Here is a 25,837-nt window from a genome sequence, read left to right on the forward strand (position 1 = left end):
GCATTAATAGAACGTACAAGCGATAGCTTTTTGCCTTCTCTAAAAATGCACCAGGAAGTAACATATTTCCCTGTTGGTCAAAAAGTCGCATCAACGCTTCATACTTGACCGTTTTATTGCTGTTATTACAGTAAATAGCTTGAAAATAGGGCTCTACTTTTTTGTGGTCAATATTATATTTTATTAACTCAACAAGGTCATTATTGGATGATTCATTTTTATATAAATCAGCGTCAAAAAAGGCAAACGTTTCACCATTCTTCTTGGCATTATGGAGCGCTTTTTCGGCAAAGATGATTAAGCTTTCACTGGCACTTTTTGAACACCCAATCGTGACATTGATATATATTTCCAGTCTTGGATTGATGATGTTAACTTGACTGTTTAATAATTTCGTTACAATCAGTTGTTTTATTTTTAGTATCACTGCTTCGCAGAGATCAGCACAAAAGGTGATCGCAAATACATCTGAGTGATGCCTTGATAGCTTACTGTTTGCTTTTATCGCAAAACTGTTGACAAGCATCTGCTTTATTTCATTTTTGAGCAATGTGTTAAGCAGCCGTTGTAGCTGCTTTATAAGAGCATCACCATTTTTGAATCCATAAGAAGCATTAATATCTTTCATATGAAAAACATCGATTAAAAACAGCGTTTTAACACAGTTTGTATTTTTATTTATCATTTTGAAATGTAAGGTTTTAAATGGCAAAATCGAGCATTCCTTGTAATGTCTAAATTCAGCATGTTAACGGTAAGATACGGCTGATTATCCTTTAGCTACATTTATTTTGCGAGCAATGGCAGTCAATTTTGTATCATGTTATTTGTATAACGCGGACAGGCAGGGTTTTATGCTGCAGCATGCTCATAAAATCTGATGAATATTATAGTTGAATATCGACATTAATGATGATTTAGGGAGTGGAACTTTTCAACTTAAAATGTTTTTAAGTGTAAATAAACGATTAAAAACAGTTGAATGCATAACTTTATCAATTATAAAACTCAGATCGCATGGTTATTTGTAAATGAAGGTTTACACCTTACATAAAAGGTATTATTTCAGTGATTATGTATTGCGCCGGGAAATGGGCATTAACATAATCTGCATGATATTAAGGGGTATAACCAAACCATCTACAGAGCTTGGGTATATTGATCGGAGAGCAACTCCATTTGTGCTTTTGTCGTTACTGACTATTTGCATCAATATGAGACTATGATCAAAGCAAATTTTAAACATAAAACGACTTAAGGTTGGTTTCATTAGCGATGGATAAACTGCAAATAAATGAAATAATTTGGCAAGTCGTGTCGTCCATACCTAAAGGTCGCGTAGCGACATATGGACAAGTTGCCAAGTTAGCGGGCTGCCCTAATCATGCTCGTTATGTTGGAACAACACTCAAAAATCTTCCCAATGATTCTAGATTACCTTGGCATCGCGTCATCAATGCAAAAGGGGAGATATCATTCACTTTGAATAGCGACGCATATCAGAAACAGCAGTTGTTACTTGAGGCCGAAGGGATCATCTTTAAGTCTGCAAAAATTTCACTAAAGGATTATTTGTGGCGCTTATAAATTTGCAGCGGTTCAATTTTGTAGCCTAGTCGGTTTGGTGTTGTAATGCATTTAATTGTTTGAAAACTAGAGGTGGTTGTCCTTTCTTTTTTTGCGTCGTTGCGTTTGATTTGAGTTGTCTTAAGCCATCGCTATTGGCGGATAGTTTAACTTTCTCTGTTGGAGTTCCCTCTGGCGGTATGTTGATGATAGGTGAGCCCTAAATGCAGCTTTGCAGTTTCAAAGAGTACTGCTCCGACCAAAGCCCCTGTTCTCAAATCGATAACAGACTGAAATACGCTTCAAACTCTTTAAAAATAGTGCCTAACGGGTCTTATAGTAAATACAGAGAAAACACCCTCATAATTTTAATCTCCAGTAAGGGTTAACAAACAGCACCCTGACATTAAATATTTATGGTTAACGATAACGCTCATAAATGTGCTCAATGGAGCCATCTTTTATAAGCTTTTTAATCGCTTTATTGAATCGAGGAAGTGCACTCTTCTTTGTTGGATGAAAGCGAATCATCTGATCGACCACACTATTGGATTCACCGATAACCAATTGCTCCGTGAGATGTTGTTTTTTTATTTGATACAGGGCAAAATCTTTATTGATAAACGCTTGATCTAAACGCCCGGCAAGTAATAACTGAATAAGTTTCTTTTCACTGTTAAACCGATTCGGCTTGATACGTCCGTCTGCAAAATAAGGTTCATATGCTGGGTAATAATACCCATTAATTACGCCCACTGTTTTCCCCAAAAAATCCTCTGGTGAATGAACCGCAATGTATTTATCTTGGCGAAATAATATAATCTCTTCAGACACCGAAAATGGGATGCTATAGTTTCCCATTACTGATGAAGACTGCCGCCAAATAGGATTGGTCATTGGCTCAATATCAATTTTCCCGGTTTCAAATTGACGAAGTGCACGTTTAAAGGGGACACGAATATATTCGACTGAATCTCCTGTCTCTTGGGTAATCGCAGTAAAAATATCACGAATAGTTCCCGTTCTTGAGTCTCCTTCTTTAAAAAAATAAGGAGGAAAAGACCCCGTGTGGAGCATTACCCGGAAAGTCTCAGCTGAGCCTGTATGTGCAAAAGATGAGATAACGGTGAAGATGATAGCAGCGAGCCTATTCGTAAAATATTTGATCATTTTTTGCCTCATTATCACCTAAAAAAACAATTGACAATATTTAATAGATTTCTGTTAATTAAACCACGCAGATAGCGTTTATGGAATAATGATTTAATTAACGAGGGGTATTACTGAAAGTTATTTTGTAGTCTGTCAGGCTTTATTTCAAAGCCTTTATCTCGAAGCCAATATATGGCTGCATGTTCGTCAGTAAACTGTTTTCGAGAAAAAGCACCTGAATTTTCTGTAACCATCTTATCAATCTGATATTTTACAATCATACTCCGGCTGAATACCTGAGCTGCACAGACCAGCCCTCTAGCGATGCACCAATCGACTAATTCCTTTACGATAGGCTCTATTTCAGGAACACCTAACTCCCAGTCATCCATAAAAACAATATGTGCCCATCGTTGTGGCATGCTTTTCTCGATTAGTGCTTTGAACTTTTTAGAGAAAAGAAAAGCAGTTTCTTCATTCCATGAACCATTTAACCTAGCGTATAGAATATTATCGTACGCCCCAAGCTTGAATTGACCATGCGCTTCCATTTGCATGCATCCCCACATTTAATCGTTTCTAATAGTGAATAGATTATAAATCATTAGCAAAAAAAATACTCATGCACATAATGACGATGTTAAGTAGTTAACTTTTTTTATATAAACAACTGCTTCATCATCAAATCAATTTGTACCCCTTGAAATAGGACGTTAATAAATGCTTCTCAGTTTTTAAATGGCTGACTAAATATTTGTATCCAATCTGAAGTGGTGCGTTAAAAAGCGGTTGCGGATTTAAATACTAAAAATGCTTCGAGGCAGCCTTTTTTGAGATTACTTTTATTTGACTGAGCAAAGAGCAGGATTCTTCTGAATTGCGAAACTGCGTTCTCGTTTCTCATCGACCACACGCACTCCGGCCGAAAAACCAACAATGAAAGCACAAACGTGCGCCTACAAATCAAATAAATCAGTTAGGTTTATTTTGAAAACGAAACGTGTTTACAAGTGCCAATAATTTACTTATCAACTAATCTAAACGCTTAATTAGTTTGGCGGGTTGCCCGCCGACCATTGTATCGGGTGCTACATCTTTGGTGACTACGGCGCCGGCTGCAACAACCGAACGTGCGCCAATTGTGACCCCCTGACAAATAACTACATTGCCGCCGATCCAAACATCATCTTCAACGGTAATTGGCAAACAAGTGACCTCCCAATCTCTACGTTTGCGATAATCCGTCGGATGAGAAACCGTATAAAACTGTGCATTGGGACCCACTAAAACATGATTACCGATCGTAATTGGGGCATTATCTAGCATCGTTGCGCCCATATTGATAAAACTGGATTCACCAATGGAGATGGTTTTCCCGTACTCACAACGGAAGGGCGGGTAGATAAAGCTTTTTTCAGTGACACTTTTTAATAACTTTTTAAAAAGTGGGGCAGCTTTACCGAATTGACATTGGTTGATTTCTTGTAACAACCTAAAGGCACTTTCTTTGAGGGCGGTTAATTCCGGTCCAAAATCATCATAATCTAAGCTTAATTGCATTTTTTCAAACTCGGTCATCGCTAGAACCCTCTTTCGTAATGGTAAATTGACTCATCAGATGGAGAGATAATGAGCCGACTTACTCTAAATATAAATGATAATTAGGGGGAATAAAAAAGGCAACCTAAGTTGCCTTTATGCTATTTGCACAGATAGTTTTTAACTCTTGTTTAAACATTAAACATTAAACATTAAACATTAAAGCGGAAGTGGATCACATCACCATCTTTAGTGATATAGTTTTTCCCTTCTAAACGCCATTTGCCAGCTTCTTTTGCGCCTGCTTCACCTTTGCACCCAATAAAATCATCATAACTGATAATTTCAGCACGAATAAAACCACGCTCAAAATCACTATGAATAACGCCGGCTGCTTGCGGTGCGGTTGCACCCACTTTTACCGTCCACGCACGTACTTCTTTAACGCCAGCTGTAAAGTAAGTCTGCAAATGTAGCAACTGGTAACCGCTATTAATAACACGGTTTAAACCAGACTCTTCCTGACCTATCCCTTCTAAAAACTCTTTCTTATCTTCTTCGTCAAGCTCAGCGATTTCTGATTCAATGGCGGCACAAACAGGCACGACAACTGACCCTTCTTTTTCAGCAATGCCGCGAACGATATCTAAGTAAGGATTGTTTTCGAAACCATCTTCGCTGACATTGGCAATATACATGGTCGGTTTACCGGTTAAGAAGTTAAGGTAAGCAACCGCTGCTTTTTCTTCTTTTGATAAATCAAGACCGCGCACTAAACCGTCGGCTTCTAGATGTGCTTTAATTTTTTCTAGGACAGGCTGTTCAAATTTAGCATCTTTATCGCCGCCTTTAGCTTTTTTTATGATCCGTAAAAGACTGCGATCACAACTTTCTAAATCAGCGAGGGCCAGTTCAGTATTGATAATCTCAATATCGTCTTTAGGATCAATTTTACCTGCCACATGGACAATATTGTCGTCTTGGAAGCAGCGTACAACATGACCTATCGCATCTGTTTCACGAATATTTGCGAGGAACTTATTACCTAGCCCTTCACCTTTGGAAGCACCTTCAACTAAACCGGCAATATCAACAAATTCCATCGTTGTCGGCAGAACACGTTGTGGGTTTACTATTTCTGCTAATCTATCGAGACGATGATCGGGTACTGGCACAATACCTGTATTCGGTTCAATAGTACAAAATGGAAAGTTAGCTGCTTCAATGCCCGCTTTAGTTAGCGCGTTAAATAATGTTGATTTACCCACATTCGGTAAGCCGACGATGCCACATTTGAAACCCATGATTTGTATCCTATTTTGTTAGTTATTGATATTAATTGAGAGATGGTTTTAAAACTAGACTATTGGGCTTTAAAGCTGTGTAAGCGATTCATCGCTTTAGCCAATCCTTCTTGTCCCAAAATATGCGTGCAATGTGCCGCCTCATCAATACTTTGGTCAATTAAATTTTGTTCAGTTTTGAGCGCTTTACCAAGAACATAGCCGCTGACTCTATTTTTGTCGCCAGGATGACCTATGCCGATTCGCAGACGATAAAAATTCTTATTATTGCCAAGTTGAGCAATAATATCCTTTAAGCCATTATGGCCACCGTGACCGCCACCTAATTTAAACTTTGCAACACCAGGAGGAAGGTCTAACTCGTCGTGTGCGACAAGGATCTCTTCAGGTTGAATACGATAAAAATTTGCCATCGCGGCAACAGATTTGCCACTCAGATTCATAAAGGTAGTCGGTACCAGAAGGCGTAGATCATTACCTGCAAATTGAATTCGACCAGTGAGGCCATAAAATTTTGCCTCAGCTTTAAGCTGGGTATTTTCTTGGGAGACGAGTTGATTTAAATACCACTGCCCTGCATTGTGCCTGGTTTGTGCGTATTCGGGGCCTGGATTAGCCAGGCCCACAAGCAATTTAATCGTTGTTGACACGATTATTCAGCAACTGGAACTTCTACTTCTGCTTCAGTTTCTGCTACTTCGTCAGCTGTTTTAGATAATGCAATTGAAACTAATGGCAGATCATGCTCTTCGCCTTTAGTTAGTTCAACTGATTCAACACCTTTAGGAAGTACTAGATCAGATAAATGTATTGTATCGCCGATTTCCATTTTGCTGACATCTACGTCGATAAATGAAGGTAGATCACTCGCTAGACATGATACTTCAACTTCGTTATTAACATGTGAAATAACGCCACCCGCTTTAACTGCTTCTGACACATCTTCATTGATGAAATGAATTGGCACAGTTGTTTGCAGTTTGTGAGTTGCATCAACACGAAGCAAATCTAAATGCTGGATTTGCTTTTTGAATGCATGACGTTGAAGTGCTTTAAGTAAAACTTGCTCTGCAACACCATCGATTTCTAAACTAAGTACAGAAGAGTAAAAAGCTTCAATTGATTCAACTCTGCGTAGTTCTTTTTGTTCAAAAGTGATTGATACTGGCGCTTTGCCTGTACCGTAAACGATTGCTGGAACTAGATCTGCATGACGAAGGCGGCGGCTCGAACCTTTCCCTAAATCAGAACGTGTTGTTGCGGTTAATTTGATAGACATGGTGTAACTCCATTAGTGAGGATGCTTTTATTAGCGCCTCAAATTTAAAATAGGTTTCATCTTGCGACCAGACAAAACCACCTTCTCTCTTGCGTATAAATGGCAGTGATAAAAAGGCGCGCCATAATAACCCAGCGTAAGAATTTTGTACAACATTAAAGCGGATTATTCACCATAAAAAAACGCTCAATCGCAGGCAATTAAGCGTTTTTGTTTGTAAACTAGTCAACTGAGGTTAGTCGCCTAATTAGCAGTCATTAATAATGGAACATGGCCGAAATTGATTCTTCGTTGCTTACGCGACGAATAGCTTCCGCTAACATACCACTTAATGTCAATTGCTTGACCTTACCGGTGGCAATAATTTCTGCTGAAAGAGGGATTGAGTCGGTAACAATGAATTCATCAATGACAGAGTTTTTGATGTTTTCAGCGGCTTTCCCAGAGAACACTGCATGTGTTGCATAAGCGTAAACAGAGGTTGCGCCACGTTCTTTAAGTGCTAGTGCTGCTTGACATAATGTACCGCCGGTATCAATCATATCATCAACAATAATACAGTTACGCCCTTCAACATCACCGATTAGATGCATCACTTGTGCAACGTTCGCTTTTGGACGACGTTTATCAATGATTGCTAGATCGGCATCATCTAATAATTTAGCATGTGCGCGCGCACGAACAACACCACCAATATCAGGAGAAACAATCATTGGATTTTCGAGTTTTTTCTCTAACATATCTTCAAGCAGTACGGAGCTGCCAAATACGTTATCAACAGGCACATCAAAGAATCCTTGGATCTGTTCTGCATGTAGATCAACCGTTAATACACGGTCTACACCTACATTGGATAAGAAATCGGCAACCACTTTTGCGGTGATCGGCACGCGGCTTGAGCGTACACGACGGTCTTGACGGGCATAACCAAAGTAAGGAATAACAGCTGTAATACGTCCAGCCGATGCACGACGAAGTGCATCAATCATGACGATTAATTCCATCAAATTGTCGTTTGTTGGTGCACAAGTGGATTGAACGATGAAAATATCATCGCCACGTACGTTCTCGTTAATTTGTACGTGGATCTCTCCATCACTAAAGCGACCAACTTCGGCGCTTCCTAGTTTAATGAAAAGACGATCTGCTACTTTTCGTGCTAGATCTGGTGTCGCGTTACCTGCAAATAGTTTCATATTTGGCACTGTGAGGACCTCTGTCATCCTGTTCGGTTTGTGTTAAAAAGCAACATGCTAATTAACATTTGTTATTGATTCTATCTAAGCACCAACAACGTTTTAATCTAGTGTGGACAATAATTTGTTGAGTGGCGAATTATTTAATCCTTGTGCGGTAAAAGCATGTAACCACTCAGGGGCTTTATCTAATACAGCTTGAGCATCATGAGTACTGCTAAATGTGCTAAAAACACATCCACCAGTTCCAGTCAGTCGAGTCGGTGCGTATTCTATCAACCAGTCTATTAGCTTGGCAACCTTAGGATAGTTATTTTTTACGCAGGGCTGGCAATCATTTTGCCAATTTTGGCTCATTAATTGCTGATGATCCCGTTTTGCTGTGTTGCGGATAAGTTCGCTTGCTTTAAATATAACGGGGGTCGAAATGGTGCAGTCGGGTGTTGCCACCAGATAACTATTTTCAAGCGGCTGTACAGGGCTTAATAATTCACCAATGCCTTCTGCAATTGCCGCTTTGCCATATATGAAGATGGGTAAATCAGCCCCCAATTGTACCCCTATGTGAGCGAGTTGTTGGGTCGATAAATTTAGTCCCCAGTGGTAATTTAATGCGACTAAAGTGGTTGCTGCATCGGAGGAACCACCACCTAAGCCGCCGCCCATAGGTAAGTTTTTCTCGAGTGTTATAACTGCGCCGGCATTCTTTGGCGCGTCTTTTTTCAACAGCATTGCTGCTTTATAAATAAGGTTTTCGCTTAATGGCAGTCCTTCAATATTGTCAGTCAGCGTTATTTCACCGGAATAATTTGCGTGGATTGTTAAATAATCGCAAACATCAATAAATTGAAAGAGTGTTTGTAATTCATGATAGCCATCTTCACGCTGACTATTAATATATAGAAATAGATTCAGTTTCGCCGGAGCTGGCCAACGAATCGCCTCGGTTTTAAACATGCTGCCTCTCTTTATTCACGCCGTCATATTAAGTGTCGCAAATAGTAGTAGCTTAGACATTTTAAATACAGTGTTTGTGTCTTTTTATAGACAAAATTTATTCTTGCATGCGAAATTTTGCTTATTGTCTGAATATTCTCCTGTTCAGTATCTGTATTGCATATAAAACCATGATAATGCGAGTTCTGTGGCGGCATTCTTTGATTAAGAGAGTCTTACCGCAAAAGAACTTGCTTTTAGGTTAATTACTCAGCAATTAAGTGGTGCTCTATTTGCCTCTGATGTTCTTGTTTTTTGAATTGACTAAAGCGAGGTAAGAACTTATCCCAATCGATACTATGGCTGTTCATCTCTGGACCATCAATACACGCATGTTTGCGCACAAGTTTACCGTTTTCTATAATCGGTACCATACACGCGCCACACATGCCCGTTGCATCCACCATAATAGAGTTTAAGCTAGCAACGCAGTTAACATTATAATCGAGTGTTAAATCACTCACCGCACGCATCATCAGTGGTGGCCCAATCGTGAGAACCTCGGCAATGGCGCTTGTGGTGTTGCTTTTATTACTGATAAGCAGTTCTTCAAGTGGCGTAGTGACAAAGCCTTTAATACCAAAAGACCCATCGTTACTTGTATAAATGACCTCAAGCTGATCTGGATATTGCTGGCGTAAGTTTTCAATAAAACCACCTTGTTCTGTCCAGAAACAAAAATCTACACTTCTGAATCCGCTGATCAAAGTGGCCCTGTTACCTATTTTAAGGTGCGCACGCATAATAGGATACACAGCAGGTAATCCCACCCCCCCGGCGGTGAATATAATGCGCTGGTTTTCAGGCTGTTTAAGCACATGACTTGCATTGCCCAGTGGACCTGCAATGGCAGTAAAGCAATCTCCCACGCGCATCTTGTTAATGAGTTTTGAGCTACAGCCTAGACCTTGAATAACCATTACTATCATGCCAGTTTCAGCATTCCAATCAGCAAGGGTCATGGGAACCAGTTCACCTTTTTGAGTGGCTAATACGCGAACAAACTGGCCCGCTTTGGCTGCTTTAGCAATTAACGGCGCGTTGATCGTGAATTCAACAATGCCGTCGGCCAAGTCAATGCGTTTAGTAATTTCTGCCGCGGTCTGCCCCAAGTCGGTATAATGGCTCGCTTGGGAAACAAGTTGTTGAATTTCTTCTTTATTGAAATTAAAATGTTGCATTATTTCTGCTGCTGCAGCTTGACCATCCCCTGCGGCTTTAATCGCAGTCGAACCGCCGCGGGTTGCATCACCGCCACTGTAAATACCGCTTAAGGATGTTTGTTGTGATCCTTTGTTAATCTCTAGCGTGCCCCATTTCGATGTTTGTAAATCTGGCTCGGCATCTTTAACAATGGGATTGGGGTTATTGCCGAGCGCCATAATGGCTAAATCAACCTGCATCAATTCTGTTTCACCTGTTGCTTGTGGACGACGTCGGCCTGAAGCATCTGGCTCTGCCAATGCCATTACATCGAGTTTACAGCTTGTGATGCGATGGTTTTTGTCACCGAGAAACTCACAGGGAGAGCGTAGCTCTTTAAGTTTAATGCCTTCTTCAAGCGCATGGTGTAACTCTTCCACTCTAGCGGGGATCTCTTGCTGAGTACGGCGATAAACAATAGTTACGTTTCCTCCCAAACGGCATGCGGTACGCGCAGCATCCATTGCGGTATTTCCTCCACCGATGATGATCACCTGTTTATCTTTCACTCCAGGTAGCGGTGTTTCATACTCGGCTTGATTGGCATGCATCAGGTTAACCCGTGTTAAAAACTCATTGGCCGACATAATATTAAGCAGATGTTCACCCTGTATATTCATAAACCGAGGTAAACCTGCACCGGTGCCAATAAATATCCGCGTAAAACCGGCGTCTTTTAAATCCGCAAGAGTGGCTGTTTTACCAACAATGTAATTAACCACAAAGCGGCCGCCCAGCGCTTTGATTTTGGCAACCACATCATCGATTAACTGATTCGGTAAACGGAACTCGGGAATGCCATAACGCAAGACTCCGCCAAGGGCATGAAAGGCTTCAAATACAGTGACGGGATAACCCGCTTTTGCTAATAAATAGGCGTTGATCAGCCCTGATGGGCCAGAGCCGACAATCGCGACCGGTGGTTTAGTGGCGACTGCCCAAGGATTGCACAGGACGATATGATTATTATCTGTTTTTTCATCATCTAACATGCGTTGTCGTTGTGGTAAGAACCATTCAATCTGTCCAATTTCAATTGGCCGTTCTTTAAGGGTACACGCACCTTGGCATTGTAGTTCCTGAGGACAAACACGGCCGGTTACATTGGGCAATGGGTTTGCATCGCAAATAAGCGCGAAGGCTTTTTTAAACTTACCTTCCCCAATCAGATTCAAAACTTGCGGTATATGAATTTTTACTGGGCAACCACCATCATTATCGGCGTTTATTTCACCTTGTTTATTACAATGTGCAATGCCGAGTTCACAGGGACTATCTTTACATTGTTTGTCACGCAAGACTTCCAGCCAAACAAATAACTCCACCTCCCGTAAACTGTAACCTAGCCCCATATAACCAAGATAACCTTGGTTAACTAAGTCAAAGTCTTTGCGCCTCTCCGTTGCGGGGCTGACATAAGGGGGAATATTGTTTTTTCCGGGCCAGCCCTCTGATAAACCTTGAAACATCGGATAACGATCCGCTAGATGTTGATCTAATGCTTGTATAAAAATACGTTTTTGTTTGAGGGTAATTCGCCATAAATAACGCTGCAGGGCAATGCTGAGGGCATTATCTGCTAGTAATAATTGCCATATTTTTTTTGTGAAATTCGCGTTTAATTTACCCTGTTTGAACATTTGTTGGATAGCCTGCTGGCTATCGTCAATGATCATCTGCTGAAAGCGCTGCGGATCTTGTTCCACCCGTTGCATTAATAAGTCACGTTGCGACTGAGATAATGGGGTCGTCATAACTAAACCTCCGTCGCCGTTGGCGCATTAAATTGGATAATTCCCGCATCGCACTGATCCGCGATACGTGCCGCTCGGCTAATCAATTCATCGCTTATTACGGTGTTTTCTAGCGCACCAGGAATTACCCGGCTAACGACTTTTGCAGAACCATTATTGACAATAGTGACTTTCTCGAACAACTCGCTTAATTGCTGATAACAAGTTTTACAATCAGTACATTTATATTGATCTTCTTCATCTATTACAACTAATGGGTTATGAGTAGTGGGTGCCTTGCTTGGCGGTTGAGTCGCTTCTACTTGAGTAATGGCAATAGATTGCAGCGCCGATAATGGGCCTGCTGTCATCGCCAGTTCAGCTAAACCATTAGCAATCGTGTCGATAGCTTGCTCTTTAGCTTCAACTGCTTTTTGATAGCGTTGTTGCCATTGCTGGATCTGCTGTTGGTGATCTTGCTCAATTTTTACAAGATTTTTACCGCTGATATATTGCAGCATTCGCCAATTGCGCAAGCGTTCTTCAGTTAACGCAATAATCGTATCAGAAACACCCAATTGAATTAAATGGTGCTGTTCATCTGTCGCCCAAATAAATGGAATTTTTCCGAGCCGCTCGGATCCGTTTAGCGCGATATAATCCGCCACCTCTTCGCCTATTGCGCTGTTCTCTAAGGGATGAAACTGTTTTTTAAAACGTCCTTCATGCAAAGCAAAATCGGCTGGGGTGAAGGGGAGTTGTTTTAATTGGGTGATACCATCAGCGTCGTTGTAAGTAATGGTTTGTGTTGCCCAATCTTGTGATAGATCGGGGTTACCTTCTAATGAGAAACGTTCTGCTAATGTTTCACCTTTACGTGGATCATGAACAAAAACGGGGTTCATCCGACTTTCAACGGCCAATCGACCATGGCGAGTGCTGGCATCATCGGCAATGCCCTGTTCACCCATGCACGGGGTATAGACATCAAGCAACGCAGGCGCATCCTGATAGTTTATGTATTCTATCAAGTTGGACATAAAGTGGCCCTGCAGTGCTGTTGACGTTTGTACAACCAGCACTTTTGGGTGGAAACTGGCAATAATACCGAGCTCTTTACGCGCTTCTTGTTTACCACTGTGTGCACTGCCGACACGACTCAGATCAGAGTCTTGTGCCATAAAGCTTGAGGTTGATGTTTGACCGCCAGTATTGGAATAACCACCGCTATTAAGCACCACTACTTTGATCGGGGTTGATGTTGTTAATAAGCGAGATAGCGCGCCGAAGCCTATATCGTAAGTGGCACCATCTCCGCCTATGCTAAATACCGTTGGCAATAATGCCAGTTCTTGATCGGAAAAATGTGCCCACTCAAGATAACGCAATTGCTGGTCATGGATTTGTGGATCATAGCAATCCTCAATATCCAATTTTGCACTGCGCAGCGCCTTAATCTCCCCAAGTTGATTGGCGACTTCACCCTCAAATATTCCTTTTGCCAGTGCTGGAGCATCTTGGAATAAACTATTTACCCAAGGATCATTATAAGGATTTGACGGGAAAGTGGATGCATAAACACTACTACAGCCAGTGGCGTTAGCAATTAGGGCATTGGCAGGACCTTTGCCCGTCGGACCATTTTCAAAGTAAAATAGGCGTTTGTCTAATGTCACGATGGTTTGTTTGATCCGCTCTGATCTATTGCTATCGCTTTGATCGTGTACGATTGTGGTGATCTTGTCTTGTAACTGCTCAATCAAGGTTTCCAGTAGTTTAATATGTGCAATATAGCGTTGCTGTTGTAGTGCGCGGTTTACCGATGTGAGTAAACGTAACGTGGTCACTTCACCACAACCTCGGCAAGCACCATGGCCCGAGCTCATTGCATAGTAATTATCCCTATCCAATAATAAACGTTTTGCTTGGCCACCGGGCTGGGTTGCCTGTTCGACAAATCGCCTCGGGGTGTTGGGCATTTTGGCCAATGTATCAAAGCGATGATGCATTTGCGTGTTGAGTTCCTTAGTTTGTGGGACTTTCTTAAGTGCATTAGCACCACAAACGTCGACACACTCCATACAACCGCTACATTTATCTGGATCAATCGTGACGCTAAATAATCCACCCGATCCAGGTAATGACTTTTCCATGGCATCAAAAAAGGGTTTAGTACAGCTGAAGGGCATATTTTCCAGCATTTCATAAACACTGACGAGCTGCTGCTTTAGTGTTTGGCCCGTGAATGTCATGTTATCGACAACGTTTTTCATAAGTGCATGCAACGGGGATTTTTCCCCTTTAACCGCACTGCGATATTGTTGACGGATAGCATCACAAAGTGCGGGGACCTGCGCTTTGATAAGTTCATGCTGTGCGGGCGGTAAAGTAAGTTTGCCAATGGTGTTGTTTAATATATCGTGAAGCTCATGCACCGCATTAGGAATGGCGCCATCTGGGCAGGCAAGGGTACAGGCCATACAGCCGGTGCAATTTTCAGGGCTAAATAAAGGTACATTTAAGCGAAATAAGCCTTTATTTTTAGTGACGGCACTCGCAGGTGGCAGAAACATACCTGAGCCGGGAATAACAGGCGCTTCACTAATGCTGCCGTCAGCGTAGTTTTTACCGGCAATATTATCAAAGTAAGCTTGGTCGAATAAGCCGCAGCTGGCATTGCTGGCTTTATTGTTTGGTTTCTGTGTTGTCGCTTCTTCGATTGTTTCATTATCAGTGAAGTCGCCATAACAGACCGCTTGTGTTGCCAGCACCCCATCACGAATCACGGCCATATTACTGGAAATGACTTTTTCACCCTTAGCAGCAAATTTTTTATTAATTTGTCGTTCAATACGTTCCAGCATCTGCTCTGCATTCTCACCAGCAGTGACTTGTTGTGCATGACCACATAAAGCGCCAATAAAGGCAATGCCCATCATTCTAATTTCTAAGTCAGGTGTTGGTGCATGTTGTCTGGCAACTTTAAAGGCATCGATGATATAAAAGTTGATATTTTTATCACGTATATATTGGCGAGCCGTTAGTGGTAACTCTTGCCATACCTGCTGCGGTGTATGTTGGGTCTGGAGAATAAAAGTACCGTTTTCTGTCAGCCCTACAAGTGGATTAGTGTGCATGAAGACTTTGTGATCAGGTGACAAAGCAACTTCAATTTGCTGAAGTTCGGCGTTAGTGATTTTGATAGGCTCTGGTGATAAGGTGATAAAGAAGTTAGTCGGTGCACCGCTTTTTTCGGATCCGTATTTGGGCATCGATTTAGAATGTAAACCGAGTGCACCGGCAAGTATATCCGTAAGCAGTTTACCCGTTGCAATGGTGCCGTAACCTCCAACAGAGTGGAAACGGATACGTATCGCGCTTGCTGGTAACAAGTTGGGATTTTCAGCGGTATCTAACGCCATCAACTCAGTATCTGGATAGGCCTGACGCAGACGTTGCTGAGCCTCATTTAAAACACCCGATGCTTGATATTCAAAGAACTGACTGCCTAAATAAAAGAACGCTTTACTGCTCGGTGCAAACATATTCTCAAATGCGGCGATAAGATGACGTGGTTGTAGATCATGACCACCTAATCCAAATATGCCGGTATTGACTTGCGGTGGATGAACGAGCGGTATTATGCCTTTATGGCGCAGAGTAAGTGCGTTTTCAGTGGCTTTAAATAATGCACGTGTGATACGTTCAGTGAGGCGTGTTTCATCACAACGCTCAAGAATGGTGATTGCTTTCTTACCCGCTAGTTTTTCTATTAATTGTGCTTCAGGAAATGGGTGCAGCTGCTTAATGGAAAGCACGCCCACTTTATGGCCTTGGCTGCGTAGGTAATTGGCAACGGCTTCGGCATCATCAGTCACCGAACCCAAACCGAGCAACAAGTATTGCGCATCGCTGCACAAAAATTCCATAATCGGTTGATATTGTCGGCCAGTTAATTGTGCGTATTCATTCATTGCTTGTTCAACAAATCGCGGCACATCACTCATAAAGTGAGTGTGATGATCGACGATTCCAGCTTGAAAGTCAGGTTGATTCTGTACGCCTCCGGTCAAGCCGGGATTGTGTGTGTCAACCAAAGCAGGCACGCGTTGACGACTGTCTTTCTGATAGGCGTTTAGCCATGTCCGCCGCCATTTTTTTTGTAACAGAGTTGGGACAAATTCGTTTGTTTCACTGAGCTGCAGGCCATTACCGTCTTGCTCTAATTGCTCAGCATGCTGATCAAGATAGTTTTTCAATTCTTGGCATTGATCAGGCCAAAACTCCCCCTGATACTTATCAATAAACTGGGTGAGCTGCCATACTCTTCCCTTCGCACCATAAAGCATACGTTGTGCTTCTGTTGGTGCGCTAATACGAGCGCTTGGATCGCCGAGATACTGTTTTAGTAGTTCAGGCTCAGGTAGGTTGACTTCACTTTGGATATGGCTAGTGGCAAAACCATCCATAGTATTAGCAACTGGAATAAGAGAGAGAGCACTGACGCGATAAGAAATAGCCGCTAAATCGGCTGCTTCTTGAGCGTTACTAGCAAATAATATGGTATAGCCAGCAGAGAGCAGGGCGTAAACATCATCATGGCCAGCCATTACATTGAGTGAATGACGAGAGACAGAGCGCGCGGCAACATGTAGTACAAAGCCTGCTGCTTTTTTGCCGACTGTCACATAATGTGATTCTAATCCGTACAGAATACCTTGACTGGATGACGCATTGGAAATGTATTTTCCACCCGTTAACGCGGCGCCTAATGCCCCACTTTGCGCGGAGTGCTCACCTTCAGGTTCAAAGAAAAAGGGATGCTTTCCCCAAACATTGCATCCACCCTGAGCTCTAAATGCTTCATATAATTCAGAAATTTCTGTCGAAGGTGTGATGGGATAGCCAATCACACCACCGCAAACATGATCCATGACATAGGCAACCGCGCCATTGCCATGAATAACAGTCGCTAAACCGGGGTATTGTGGAATATCTTGTTGTTCATCTGATAGGGGCAATAAAGACATGACCAGCTTCTCCTTTTATATATTAGGCAAGCTAGTGGTCGATGACGTTGGCCAACAAGATAGTAATCGCCATATTTAGCGTCTATCTTAGCTTTACACCTTAAAATCATAAATATTCGAAAAAAACATGTGGCAATGAAATACTAGACTAGTTGTCGGTAGATAATGCGCCTGCCCTCACAAAAAAGGGTTAAACGATAGGTAGTCGATGGCGAATAGGAGGGACAGGTTCGAAATGAATGTTATTGAACAGAGGGAGGCACTATCCTTAATTTCCAATACAACTCCCCTACAAAAGTAGATCCGAATAGGGAATAGATGAGTTCAGAGGGCAAGTCAAGTGATTTACGAGAGTAAGAAAGAGGAGGCCTTTGCACTAAGTTGCCACTTGCTTTATTACCATCCGCGAATTTTATTTATCAATGACTATCCATATTAGCATGATTAATTTGCCACTTTGAAATAGCAAATTTCAAACGTAAATGATCACGTTTAAGTTGCAATTTATGCGGTAAATAAATTCCTTGAGTCACTTTGTAATCACTGTAATCAATAATCCAATTAGCTCTGTTTTTATCAATACCGGATAAACTGAGCACTTGATTATTTTCGTTTAGTTGGTAAATAGCATCATTGGGATTACCTTTAATCCATTGCTGTAAAAGATCAATTGGGATAATTAATCCTGATAATTTATTAATTAAAACTTCTGTGTCCATCCCAAAAAATAGATCACCATTATTATCGATAATTTGCGTCCCAAATTGTGTTTTTTTCACATCTAAAACCGTTGAACCCAAGAATGTAGTTAAGGAAATATGAAAATCATCACCGGATTGCAACCAATAAATATTTAGGCTGTGTCGCTCTTTAGGTGTAATAAGCGCAAGCTTACCAGTGAAATCCCACTCATTTAATTCATTGATCTGCTGTTGGTGACTAGTCCAAGGGATGTTTTGTGGAGCGGGTATCTGTGCACAACCGGCGAGTACAAAAGGCAAAAGTAGTAATAGAAAAATAGCTTTCATAGGTGACCTCAGTTCGGGATAAGTAAATCGATACAGCACACCTACTTCAGTGTGTTTCTGTGTTAATTCAGCTAGAATAGCCCATGACTTGATTGAACTACACAAGGCAACCAACACTGCATAATGTAAAGTCTTAACTTTTGATATTAAAGATAATTACGCTTTTATTATCCCGAGATGAGGTTAAGTAGTAAAGCGATTATATAAATAATTACTAACACATGAATAAACAATTATCTGCAGCCTGGCGATGGTTATATGTTGCGCTTGATAGGCTTTGCTGTGCTTTGAAAGCAGGGCTAATTTGGATGTTTTTCGCGAATTTTAATAAACTTAGGCAGGTTATTTAATAATAGCTCAACAAGTTTGGGATCAAAGTGCGCTCCACTTTGATCTTTAAATAGTGTCACTATTTCATCTAATGGCCAGGCTTCTTTATCCTAAGCAGAGAAGTAATGTTCTATTGCACTAGTAACTCCTGTGCATTGGCGAGGGTACGTTCGGTAATGCTATTTCCACCTAATAAGCGGGCTAATTCATTGATGCGATCTTGATTATTGAGTGTAACCATTGTCGTGTTGGTTGTTTTACCATTGTTGTGCTTATCCACATACATCTGTTGATGACCATTACCAGCCACTTGTGGTAAATGGGTAACACACAATATTTGCGTATTTTCGCCTAAACTGCGCAATAGTTTACCCACTACCGCAGCGGTTGCACCACTAATACCGACATCTACTTCATCAAAAATAAGTGTTGGAGTGGAAACTCGTTGGCTAATAATGACCTGAATAGCGAGACCAATTCGTGATAGCTCACCACCGGATGCAACTTTGCCGAGCTCTTGTAAACTTTGCCCTGCATTGGTCGCCACCTGAAATTCAATATTATCAATACCGAGGGGGCTTAACTGTTTTCTATCGTTTTGAATTAATGAAACGTGAAATTTACCGGCTTGCATATTCAGTTGCTGGATGCTTTCCGTTATTTTTTTACTGAGTTCTTTGCTATAACGTAAACGGCTTTGGCTGAGCTTGCTAGCATGATTAAAGTAGTCCTTTTCTGCTTGTTGTAAATCATGAGCGAGTTGCTCGATCTGTATTTCGCTGTTATTTAGCTGTTTATATTCTTTGCCTAATTTTTGATGGTGACTATAAAGAAATTCCGGCTGTATATGATGTTTACGAGCAAGCGCTAAGGCATCGCTCATCCTATTTTCTAACTGCTGAAATTGCTCAGGATCAAGCTCTAAATTTTCATTGAAATGGCGCAGTTCATAACTGGCTTCTTCGATCTGTATCACCGCTTCCTGCAAGTTGGCAACAATGGCTTGTAAATCTGCATCATTACCCATTTGTGTTTCTAGTAAAGACACACTTTTACGCAATAAGCTCAGAGAGTCGAGCTCATCACCATCAATTAAATGATTTAAGCTGAGGTTGCAAGCTTCCTGCAAAGCGCCGCTATTTGCTAAACGCTTATGCTCTTGTTCAATGTTCTCAAATTCATCTTCACTCAATGCAAATTCGTCGAGCTCTACAATTTGATATTCAAGCAGTTGTTTACGCGCCTGTTTTTCTTGTTGATAAAGTTGCTGCTGCTTTAATTGCTTATTTAGAAAGAACCAACCTTGATAGGTATCTTTTACTTTTTGAAGCAATGCATGATGATTTGCATATTCATCTATAATCGACAGTTGAATATCGTTTTTTAGCAGACTCTGATGAGCATGTTGGCCATGGATGTTGACCAATAACTGTCCTAAGCTTTTGAGCTGCGAAAGTGGTACGGGGGTGCCGTTGATGTAAGCGCGTGAACGGCCTTCTTTAGTAATTATGCGACGTAATAAACATTCGTTGTGGTCACTTAAATTATCTTCAAGATCGTTACTTTTAAGCCATTGCTGTGCGTGTGGCGTGTCACTTAAATTAAATCGTGCGCTAACTTCCGCTTTTTCTGTACCCACTCGCACCATATTCGCATCAGCCCGTGAGCCAATGCATAACCCAAGTGCGTCAATGGCAATCGATTTACCTGCACCTGTTTCACCTGTAATGGTGGTCATTCCTTGATGGAATTCCAATTCTAAAAATTGAACAATGGCAAAATGTTGCACAGTTAATTGAGTAAGCATAATTTTCACACCTCGGACACGCTGTAGAACAACTGTTTGTAAGTACAGTGTAATACTGTTTTTTTGAACAGTAAAGTGTTAACGAGTATTTTGTTATAAATTTCCTATTGCAATCTTCATCTAACCCATCGTAGAGGTATCATGGGCGTACGCGCAGTTGCATAATTTGCAGTAAAGAAGAGTTATGCTCTGTCGTATGCCAAAGAGCAGCCATAAAACTAATGACAAGCCAGTGCGACTTTACTTGGCTAACCTAGCAGGATCAAAAAAGCTTATTTCCCCAGCCCAATTTACTCTGCAATACATGAAAGTAGTTGTAGTTCTGTGGATGTACTAATTTTAATTTGTGTTTGGTTTTTCTGATAACCACTTCATCACCAGGCAATACTGATAAATTAACGTGGCTATCACAACTGATCTGCATCTCGGTGCTATTGTTTTCTGAAATTTTAAGACGCACAGAGCTATTTGCATCGACTACTATGGGGCGGCTATTTAGTGTGTGCGGGAACATCGGCAGTAAACTGATCGCATCAATATTTGGCGTTAGAATTGGCCCCCCACCCGACAGGGAGTATGCGGTTGACCCGGTGGGAGTGGAAATAATTAAACCATCTGCACGTTGATTTAGCATAAAGTTATCGTTGATATAAACTTCAAAGTCAATCATGTGGGCAATTTTGTCTGGGTGTAATACCGCTTCATTAACAGCGGTATTGCGGCTTTTCATATGTCCATGACTATATACTTGCGCATCAAGTAGAAAACGATTTTCTACTTGATAATTTCCTTTTAGTACTTCCTCAAGCGGGTGCTCAAAATTATCGGGATCAAGATCGGTTAAAAACCCTAAGTTACCTCTATTTACACCTATTACAGCAATATCAAAGCGAGCCAAAACGCGTGCCGCACCTAGCATATATCCATCACCGCCAACGACGATCGCTAAATCGCATAATTCACCTATTTTGACAAGATTGGCGCTGCGGGTTGATTTAATCGCCAGTTCATCTGCAATACGGCAATCCACAATTATCTCTACCCCTTTCTTTTGTAAGAAAGAAGATAGAGCAAGCAGCGTTTGGGCTGCTTCTGAATGTTGCGGTTTTCCGATTAAACCAATGGTTTTAAATTCAGTCAGACAGGTCTCTTGGACGTGCATAAAGCCTCTTTAAATTGGCAAAATGTATTTGATTTTGAGTATAACCTGATTAAATATTTTTATAATAGTAATTTGCTTAATTTAACCGGGGTATAAATAATTTCCCCATATTGGCACAACGGGCTTGAAACTATTATTGCTAGCCCCATAATAAAGAACACTAATATAATTGAATAAGCATTTGGGATTAAATGATGACAGAAGAACAGAAAGTAACACCAGACGAGCAAGTTGAAGCGATTGTTGAATCAGCAGAAACAGAGGCGACAGTCGAAGTGCCAGCAGAGGCCAATAAAATTGCTGAATTAGGCAAAAAATTAGCCCTTGCTGAACAACAAATAAAAGAGCAGCAAGACTCTGTTGTCCGTGCGCAAGCTGAAATGGAAAATGTACGTCGCCGTGCAACTCTGGATATCGAAAAAGCACATAAATATGCACTTGATAAATTTGCTGAAGGGCTTTTACCTGTTATTGATAGTTTGGAAATGGCCATTAGCCACGCAGACAAAGAAGATGATGCATTAAAACCTATGATTGATGGAGTTGAGTTAACGCTTAAATCTTTACTTTCAACGATTGAAAAATTTGGTTTAGCCATTATAGATCCAGCAAATGAAGCATTTGATCCAGAAAAGCATCAAGCAATGAGTATGCAATCGGTTGAGGGAATCGCTGCTAATCAGGTAATCGTTGTGATGCAGAAAGGTTATGAATTGAATGGCCGTTTACTTCGCCCTGCGATGGTAGTTGTATCAAAGGCTGCGGAGTAACTTTTCAAAGGTGATAACGCGCCTTTTTTTTTAGTACACAAGGTAATAATAAAAAGCATTTTTTTTATTATTACACCTTGAAAGTAAAAAATAGCACCTCATATATAACGTATCGAAGCGACGATGTGTTTTTAAATAGTAAATATAAATACGTCTTAGACAGCTTACAAAACAATGACTAATCAAATTAAGTTTGGAGAAAAGTAAAATGGGTAAAATAATTGGTATTGATTTAGGCACAACAAATTCATGTGTTTCAGTGCTTGAAGGTAATGTTGCTAAAATTATTGAAAATGCAGAAGGTGATCGTACAACGCCTTCAATTATCGCTTATACAGAGGGAGAGACGTTAGTTGGTCAACCAGCAAAGCGCCAATCAGTAACAAACCCTCAAAATACTCTTTTTGCGATTAAACGTTTAATCGGTCGTCGTTTCGAAGATGAAGAAGTACAACGTGATATCAAAATAATGCCTTACAAAATTGTTAAATCTGACAATGGTGATGCATGGGTTGAAGCGCGTGGAAACAAAATGGCTCCTCCGCAAATATCTGCTGAAGTATTGAAAAAAATGAAAAAAACAGCAGAAGACTATTTAGGTGAAAAAGTAACGGGTGCGGTTATTACTGTTCCCGCTTATTTTAACGATGCACAACGCCAAGCTACGAAAGATGCGGGACGTATTGCCGGACTTGATGTTAAGCGTATTATTAACGAGCCAACAGCGGCTGCATTTGCTTACGGCGTTAATACTGCTAAAGGTGATAGCACTATCGCTGTATATGACTTAGGCGGTGGTACGTTTGATATTTCAATTATTGAAATTGATGAAGTTGACGGCGAAAAAACATTTGAAGTATTAGCGACAAACGGTGATACACACCTAGGCGGTGAAGATTTTGATAACCGCTTAATTAACTTTTTAGTGGCTGAATTTAAATCTGAACAAGGTTTTGATCTGACTAAAGATCCACTGGCAATGCAGCGTGTGAAAGAAGCCGCTGAAAAAGCAAAAATTGAACTATCGAGTGCGCAACATACTGATATCAATTTACCTTACATCACCGCCGATGCATCAGGCCCTAAACATTTAAATATCAAAATCACTCGTTCGAAACTTGAATCGCTTGTTGAAGACATGGTTAAAGCAACACTTGAGCCTTTACGTATCGCATTAAAAGATGCTGATCTGAGTGTTGGCGAAATTAATGATGTTATCCTCGTTGGTGGCCAAACACGCATGCCGCTTGTACAAAAAACAGTTGCTGAGTTTTTTGGTAAAGAAGCGCGTAAAGATGTTAACCCAGATGAAGCGGTTGCAATGGGTGCTGCGATTCAAGGTGCGGTACTTTCTGGTGATAAAACCGACGTATTGCTATTAGACGTTACGCCATTATCATTGGGTATCGAAACCATGGGTGGTGTTTTAACTAAGGTAATCGATAAAAACACGACTATCCCAACTAAACAATCACAAACATTCTCTACCGCAGAAGATAACCAAAGCGCAGTAACCATTCATATTTTACAAGGTGAGCGTAAGCGTGCTGCAGATAATAAATCATTAGGTCAATTCAATTTGGAAGGGATCCGAGCTGCAACTCGTGGTACGCCACAAGTAGAAGTGACATTTGATATGGATGCTGATGGTATCTTACATGTATCTGCTAAAGATAAAGATACTAATAAAGAACAAAAAATCACCATCAAAGCTAACTCTGGGCTTACTGACGAAGAGATTCAGCAAATGGTTAATGACGCCGAAGCGAATGCTGAATCAGACAAACAGTTTGAAGAAGTAGTTAAAGCACGTAACCAAGCTGACGCATTGGTTCACAGCACGCACAAACAGATTGCAGAAGCGGGTGATGCATTAGCTGCTGATGAAAAAGAAAAAATAGAAGCCGCTGTAAAAGAGTTAGAAACAGCAGCTAAAGGCGAAGATAAAGATATTATTGAAGCAAAAACAACAGCACTTGCTGAAGCGTCACAAAAGCTAATGGAAATCGCACAACAAAAAGCACAAGCAGAGCAACCTGGTGGCGCAGAGCAACCACAGAAAAAGGCAAAGCAGGATGACGATATTGTTGATGCTGAGTTTGAAGAAGTGAACGATGATAAAAAATAATTCAGAATTTATTAAAATTTCAATGAATTAGTAATTGTTATTAAATAATGCGGATTATGGATTTCTCTATAGTCCGCATGTTTTTTTCAAATATAGCCAAGTAGTTTGGGTATACACAGCAACTATGAGAAGTAAGATGGCAAAACGTGATTGTTATGAAGTGCTTGGTATTGATAGAAGCGCAACAGAAAAAGAGATAAAAAAAGCCTATAAACGTTTGGCGATGAAATATCATCCAGATCGCACTAAAGGTGATAGTGCACTTGAAGAAAAGTTTAAAGAACTGCAATCATCTTATGAAATTCTAAGCACACCACAGAAGAGAGCTGCCTATGATCAATATGGTCATGAAGGCGCGAGTCAAGGTCGAGGTGGATTTGGGCAGGCTGATTTTGGTGATCAATTCGGTGATATTTTTGGTGATATTTTTGGTGGTGGTCGTCGAGGTGGTGCGCAGCGACCTCAGCAGGGTTCAGACCTTCGCTATAATATGGATTTAACGCTTGAAGAAGCGGTAAAAGGTATTTCCAAAGAGATCCAAATACCTACACTTGTGCATTGTGAGCAGTGTAATGGTTCTGGTGCCAAAACAGGTACACAAGCAAAAACATGTGGCACCTGCCATGGGCAAGGCCAAGTGCAGATGCGTCAGGGTTTCTTTGCTGTTAATCAAACTTGTCCTACTTGTCATGGCAAGGGAAAAATCATTACGGATCCCTGCAATAAATGTCATGGTGAAGGGCGTTATCAACGCAGTAAAACCTTATCAGTTAAAATTCCAGCTGGTGTTGATACGGGCGATCGGATCCGTCTAAGTGGAGAAGGGGAAGCGGGAGAGCATGGCGCGCCTGCTGGTGATTTATATGTGCAAATGAATGTGCGTCAACATGACGTTTTTGTTCGTGATGGTGATAATCTTCATTGTGAAGTGCCTATTAGTTTTACAGACGCTGCATTAGGTGGTGAAATTGAAGTACCAACACTTGATGGCCGAGTGAAGCTGAAAATTTCGCCGGAAACACAAACGGGTCGTATGTATCGCATGCGTAATAAAGGCGTTAAGTCAGTACGTAGTCAGACTACGGGTGATTTGATGTGCAAAGTTATTGTTGAAACACCCGTAAAATTATCAACTAAGCAGTGTGAATTATTAAAAGAGTTTGATGCATTATGTTCTTCGAGTTCAAAAAAGCATAAACCGAAGTCTGATGGTTTTCTAAAAAGCTTCAAAACCTTTTTTGATGACTTGGCTGGTTAGTAAGTTGTTTTTTATTTATTAAATACCATCCTTTGTGATGGTATTTTTTTGTCCAACTTTAGCCTTTCTAAAATGGGGAGTGGTATTGGGTTCTGTGCTCATGCTATTGCCAATAGCAAATTGACTATTTATGCTTGTTAAAATGAATGTTAGTTAAACTCAAAGCATATTTTTTTGTTGTTTATTTATAGTTACAACAAATAGTTACTGCAACAAAGACCTTACTTTCATCCCTTTCCATTACGCCGAAGATAGATCATCTAATTAGCAAAATTGCTATGATTTAAGTGTGAAAAATTGTAAAAACCATTATAAATGAAAAAATTACTATTCCCCTCTTTAAAAGTGAATATTCC

General features: G+C 40.8%; 18 protein-coding genes. 4 read left to right on the top strand and 14 right to left on the bottom strand.

Annotated features, from left to right (window positions below; all coding sequences use genetic code 11):
• Positions 1 to 628 (bottom strand): diguanylate cyclase (locus KSO91_RS09825; protein WP_238742785.1); only part of this gene is annotated, 628 nt, incomplete at its 3' end.
• 647 nt (positions 629 to 1,275) lie between these two features.
• Here KSO91_RS09825 and KSO91_RS09830 point away from each other — a divergent pair.
• Positions 1,276 to 1,587 (top strand): MGMT family protein, encoded by a 312-nt coding sequence (locus KSO91_RS09830; protein ID WP_238742786.1) that lies wholly within the window; start codon positions 1,276 to 1,278, stop codon positions 1,585 to 1,587.
• Between the two features lie 399 nt (positions 1,588 to 1,986).
• Here the strand turns inward: KSO91_RS09830 and KSO91_RS09835 are convergent, their stop codons facing one another.
• From KSO91_RS09835 to nadK, 13 genes are all read right to left on the bottom strand, one after another.
• A complete protein-coding gene (locus KSO91_RS09835; RefSeq protein WP_238742787.1) occupies positions 1,987 to 2,736 on the bottom strand; it encodes a substrate-binding periplasmic protein in 750 nt (249 codons plus the stop codon).
• Positions 2,737 to 2,846: 110 nt separating this feature from the next.
• Positions 2,847 to 3,269 (bottom strand): hypothetical protein, encoded by a 423-nt coding sequence (locus KSO91_RS09840; RefSeq protein WP_238742788.1) that lies wholly within the window; start codon positions 3,267 to 3,269, stop codon positions 2,847 to 2,849.
• 481 nt (positions 3,270 to 3,750) lie between these two features.
• Positions 3,751 to 4,296 (bottom strand): sugar O-acetyltransferase, encoded by a 546-nt coding sequence (locus tag KSO91_RS09845; protein WP_238742789.1) that lies wholly within the window; start codon positions 4,294 to 4,296, stop codon positions 3,751 to 3,753.
• Between the two features lie 173 nt (positions 4,297 to 4,469).
• Positions 4,470 to 5,561 carry a redox-regulated ATPase YchF gene (gene ychF / locus KSO91_RS09850; RefSeq protein ID WP_238742790.1) on the bottom strand — a complete coding sequence of 364 codons (1,092 nt, stop codon included), beginning with the start codon at positions 5,559 to 5,561 and terminating at the stop codon, positions 4,470 to 4,472.
• 59 nt (positions 5,562 to 5,620) lie between these two features.
• Positions 5,621 to 6,211: an aminoacyl-tRNA hydrolase gene (gene pth / locus KSO91_RS09855; RefSeq protein WP_238742791.1), complete on the bottom strand. Its 591-nt coding sequence runs from the start codon at positions 6,209 to 6,211 to the stop codon at positions 5,621 to 5,623.
• A gap of 2 nt (positions 6,212 to 6,213) precedes the next feature.
• Positions 6,214 to 6,840, bottom strand: coding sequence for a 50S ribosomal protein L25/general stress protein Ctc (locus tag KSO91_RS09860; RefSeq protein ID WP_238742792.1), 627 nt, complete (start codon positions 6,838 to 6,840; stop codon positions 6,214 to 6,216).
• Positions 6,841 to 7,097: 257 nt separating this feature from the next.
• On the bottom strand, positions 7,098 to 8,045 hold the full coding sequence (locus tag KSO91_RS09865) for a ribose-phosphate pyrophosphokinase (protein ID WP_238742793.1): 948 nt from the start codon (positions 8,043 to 8,045) through the stop codon (positions 7,098 to 7,100).
• Positions 8,046 to 8,138: 93 nt separating this feature from the next.
• Complete coding sequence (gene ispE / locus KSO91_RS09870) at positions 8,139 to 8,993, bottom strand: 4-(cytidine 5'-diphospho)-2-C-methyl-D-erythritol kinase (protein ID WP_238742794.1); 855 nt, start codon at positions 8,991 to 8,993, stop codon at positions 8,139 to 8,141.
• A gap of 245 nt (positions 8,994 to 9,238) precedes the next feature.
• Positions 9,239 to 11,989 (bottom strand): sulfide/dihydroorotate dehydrogenase-like FAD/NAD-binding protein, encoded by a 2,751-nt coding sequence (locus KSO91_RS09875; RefSeq protein WP_238742795.1) that lies wholly within the window; start codon positions 11,987 to 11,989, stop codon positions 9,239 to 9,241.
• Positions 11,990 to 11,991: 2 nt separating this feature from the next.
• The gene (locus KSO91_RS09880) at positions 11,992 to 16,998 is read right to left on the bottom strand and encodes a 2-oxoacid:acceptor oxidoreductase family protein (protein WP_238742796.1); all 5,007 of its coding nucleotides are present in this window, start codon (positions 16,996 to 16,998) and stop codon (positions 11,992 to 11,994) included.
• A 419-nt stretch (positions 16,999 to 17,417) separates the two neighbouring features.
• A complete protein-coding gene (gene lolB / locus KSO91_RS09885; protein ID WP_238742797.1) occupies positions 17,418 to 18,026 on the bottom strand; it encodes a lipoprotein insertase outer membrane protein LolB in 609 nt (202 codons plus the stop codon).
• Between the two features lie 460 nt (positions 18,027 to 18,486).
• Positions 18,487 to 20,163, bottom strand: coding sequence for a DNA repair protein RecN (gene recN, locus KSO91_RS09890; RefSeq protein ID WP_238742798.1), 1,677 nt, complete (start codon positions 20,161 to 20,163; stop codon positions 18,487 to 18,489).
• Between the two features lie 262 nt (positions 20,164 to 20,425).
• On the bottom strand, positions 20,426 to 21,325 hold the full coding sequence (nadK, locus tag KSO91_RS09895) for an NAD(+) kinase (RefSeq protein ID WP_238742799.1): 900 nt from the start codon (positions 21,323 to 21,325) through the stop codon (positions 20,426 to 20,428).
• 194 nt (positions 21,326 to 21,519) lie between these two features.
• Here nadK and grpE point away from each other — a divergent pair, with 194 nt between their 5' ends.
• The 3 genes from grpE to dnaJ all read left to right on the top strand — a co-directional run bounded on the left by grpE (position 21,520) and on the right by dnaJ (position 25,481).
• Positions 21,520 to 22,095: a nucleotide exchange factor GrpE gene (gene grpE, locus KSO91_RS09900; protein ID WP_420830951.1), complete on the top strand. Its 576-nt coding sequence runs from the start codon at positions 21,520 to 21,522 to the stop codon at positions 22,093 to 22,095.
• A 208-nt stretch (positions 22,096 to 22,303) separates the two neighbouring features.
• The gene (dnaK, locus tag KSO91_RS09905; protein ID WP_238742801.1) at positions 22,304 to 24,223 is read left to right on the top strand and encodes a molecular chaperone DnaK; all 1,920 of its coding nucleotides are present in this window, start codon (positions 22,304 to 22,306) and stop codon (positions 24,221 to 24,223) included.
• Positions 24,224 to 24,359: 136 nt separating this feature from the next.
• Positions 24,360 to 25,481, top strand: coding sequence for a molecular chaperone DnaJ (gene dnaJ / locus KSO91_RS09910; RefSeq protein ID WP_238742802.1), 1,122 nt, complete (start codon positions 24,360 to 24,362; stop codon positions 25,479 to 25,481).
• The last annotated feature ends 356 nt before the right edge of the window (positions 25,482 to 25,837 follow it).

It is taken from the genome of Psychromonas antarctica (genome assembly GCF_022267535.1).
GTDB lineage: Bacteria > Pseudomonadota > Gammaproteobacteria > Enterobacterales > Psychromonadaceae > Psychromonas > Psychromonas antarctica.

What these genes read in the sequence shown, in the direction of transcription:
- KSO91_RS09830 (WP_238742786.1), top strand. Translation starts at nt 1,276, where the DNA reads ATGGATAAACTGCAAATAAATGAAATAATTTGGCAAGTCGTGTCGTCC.
- KSO91_RS09835 (WP_238742787.1), bottom strand. Translation starts at nt 2,736, where the DNA reads ATGATCAAATATTTTACGAATAGGCTCGCTGCTATCATCTTCACCGTT.
- KSO91_RS09840 (WP_238742788.1), bottom strand. Translation starts at nt 3,269, where the DNA reads ATGGAAGCGCATGGTCAATTCAAGCTTGGGGCGTACGATAATATTCTA.
- KSO91_RS09845 (WP_238742789.1), bottom strand. Translation starts at nt 4,296, where the DNA reads ATGACCGAGTTTGAAAAAATGCAATTAAGCTTAGATTATGATGATTTT.
- ychF (WP_238742790.1), bottom strand. Translation starts at nt 5,561, where the DNA reads ATGGGTTTCAAATGTGGCATCGTCGGCTTACCGAATGTGGGTAAATCA.
- KSO91_RS09860 (WP_238742792.1), bottom strand. Translation starts at nt 6,840, where the DNA reads ATGTCTATCAAATTAACCGCAACAACACGTTCTGATTTAGGGAAAGGT.
- ispE (WP_238742794.1), bottom strand. Translation starts at nt 8,993, where the DNA reads ATGTTTAAAACCGAGGCGATTCGTTGGCCAGCTCCGGCGAAACTGAAT.
- KSO91_RS09875 (WP_238742795.1), bottom strand. Translation starts at nt 11,989, where the DNA reads ATGACGACCCCATTATCTCAGTCGCAACGTGACTTATTAATGCAACGG.
- KSO91_RS09880 (WP_238742796.1), bottom strand. Translation starts at nt 16,998, where the DNA reads ATGTCTTTATTGCCCCTATCAGATGAACAACAAGATATTCCACAATAC.
- lolB (WP_238742797.1), bottom strand. Translation starts at nt 18,026, where the DNA reads ATGAAAGCTATTTTTCTATTACTACTTTTGCCTTTTGTACTCGCCGGT.
- recN (WP_238742798.1), bottom strand. Translation starts at nt 20,163, where the DNA reads ATGCTTACTCAATTAACTGTGCAACATTTTGCCATTGTTCAATTTTTA.
- nadK (WP_238742799.1), bottom strand. Translation starts at nt 21,325, where the DNA reads ATGCACGTCCAAGAGACCTGTCTGACTGAATTTAAAACCATTGGTTTA.
- grpE (WP_420830951.1), top strand. Translation starts at nt 21,520, where the DNA reads ATGACAGAAGAACAGAAAGTAACACCAGACGAGCAAGTTGAAGCGATT.
- dnaK (WP_238742801.1), top strand. Translation starts at nt 22,304, where the DNA reads ATGGGTAAAATAATTGGTATTGATTTAGGCACAACAAATTCATGTGTT.
- dnaJ (WP_238742802.1), top strand. Translation starts at nt 24,360, where the DNA reads ATGGCAAAACGTGATTGTTATGAAGTGCTTGGTATTGATAGAAGCGCA.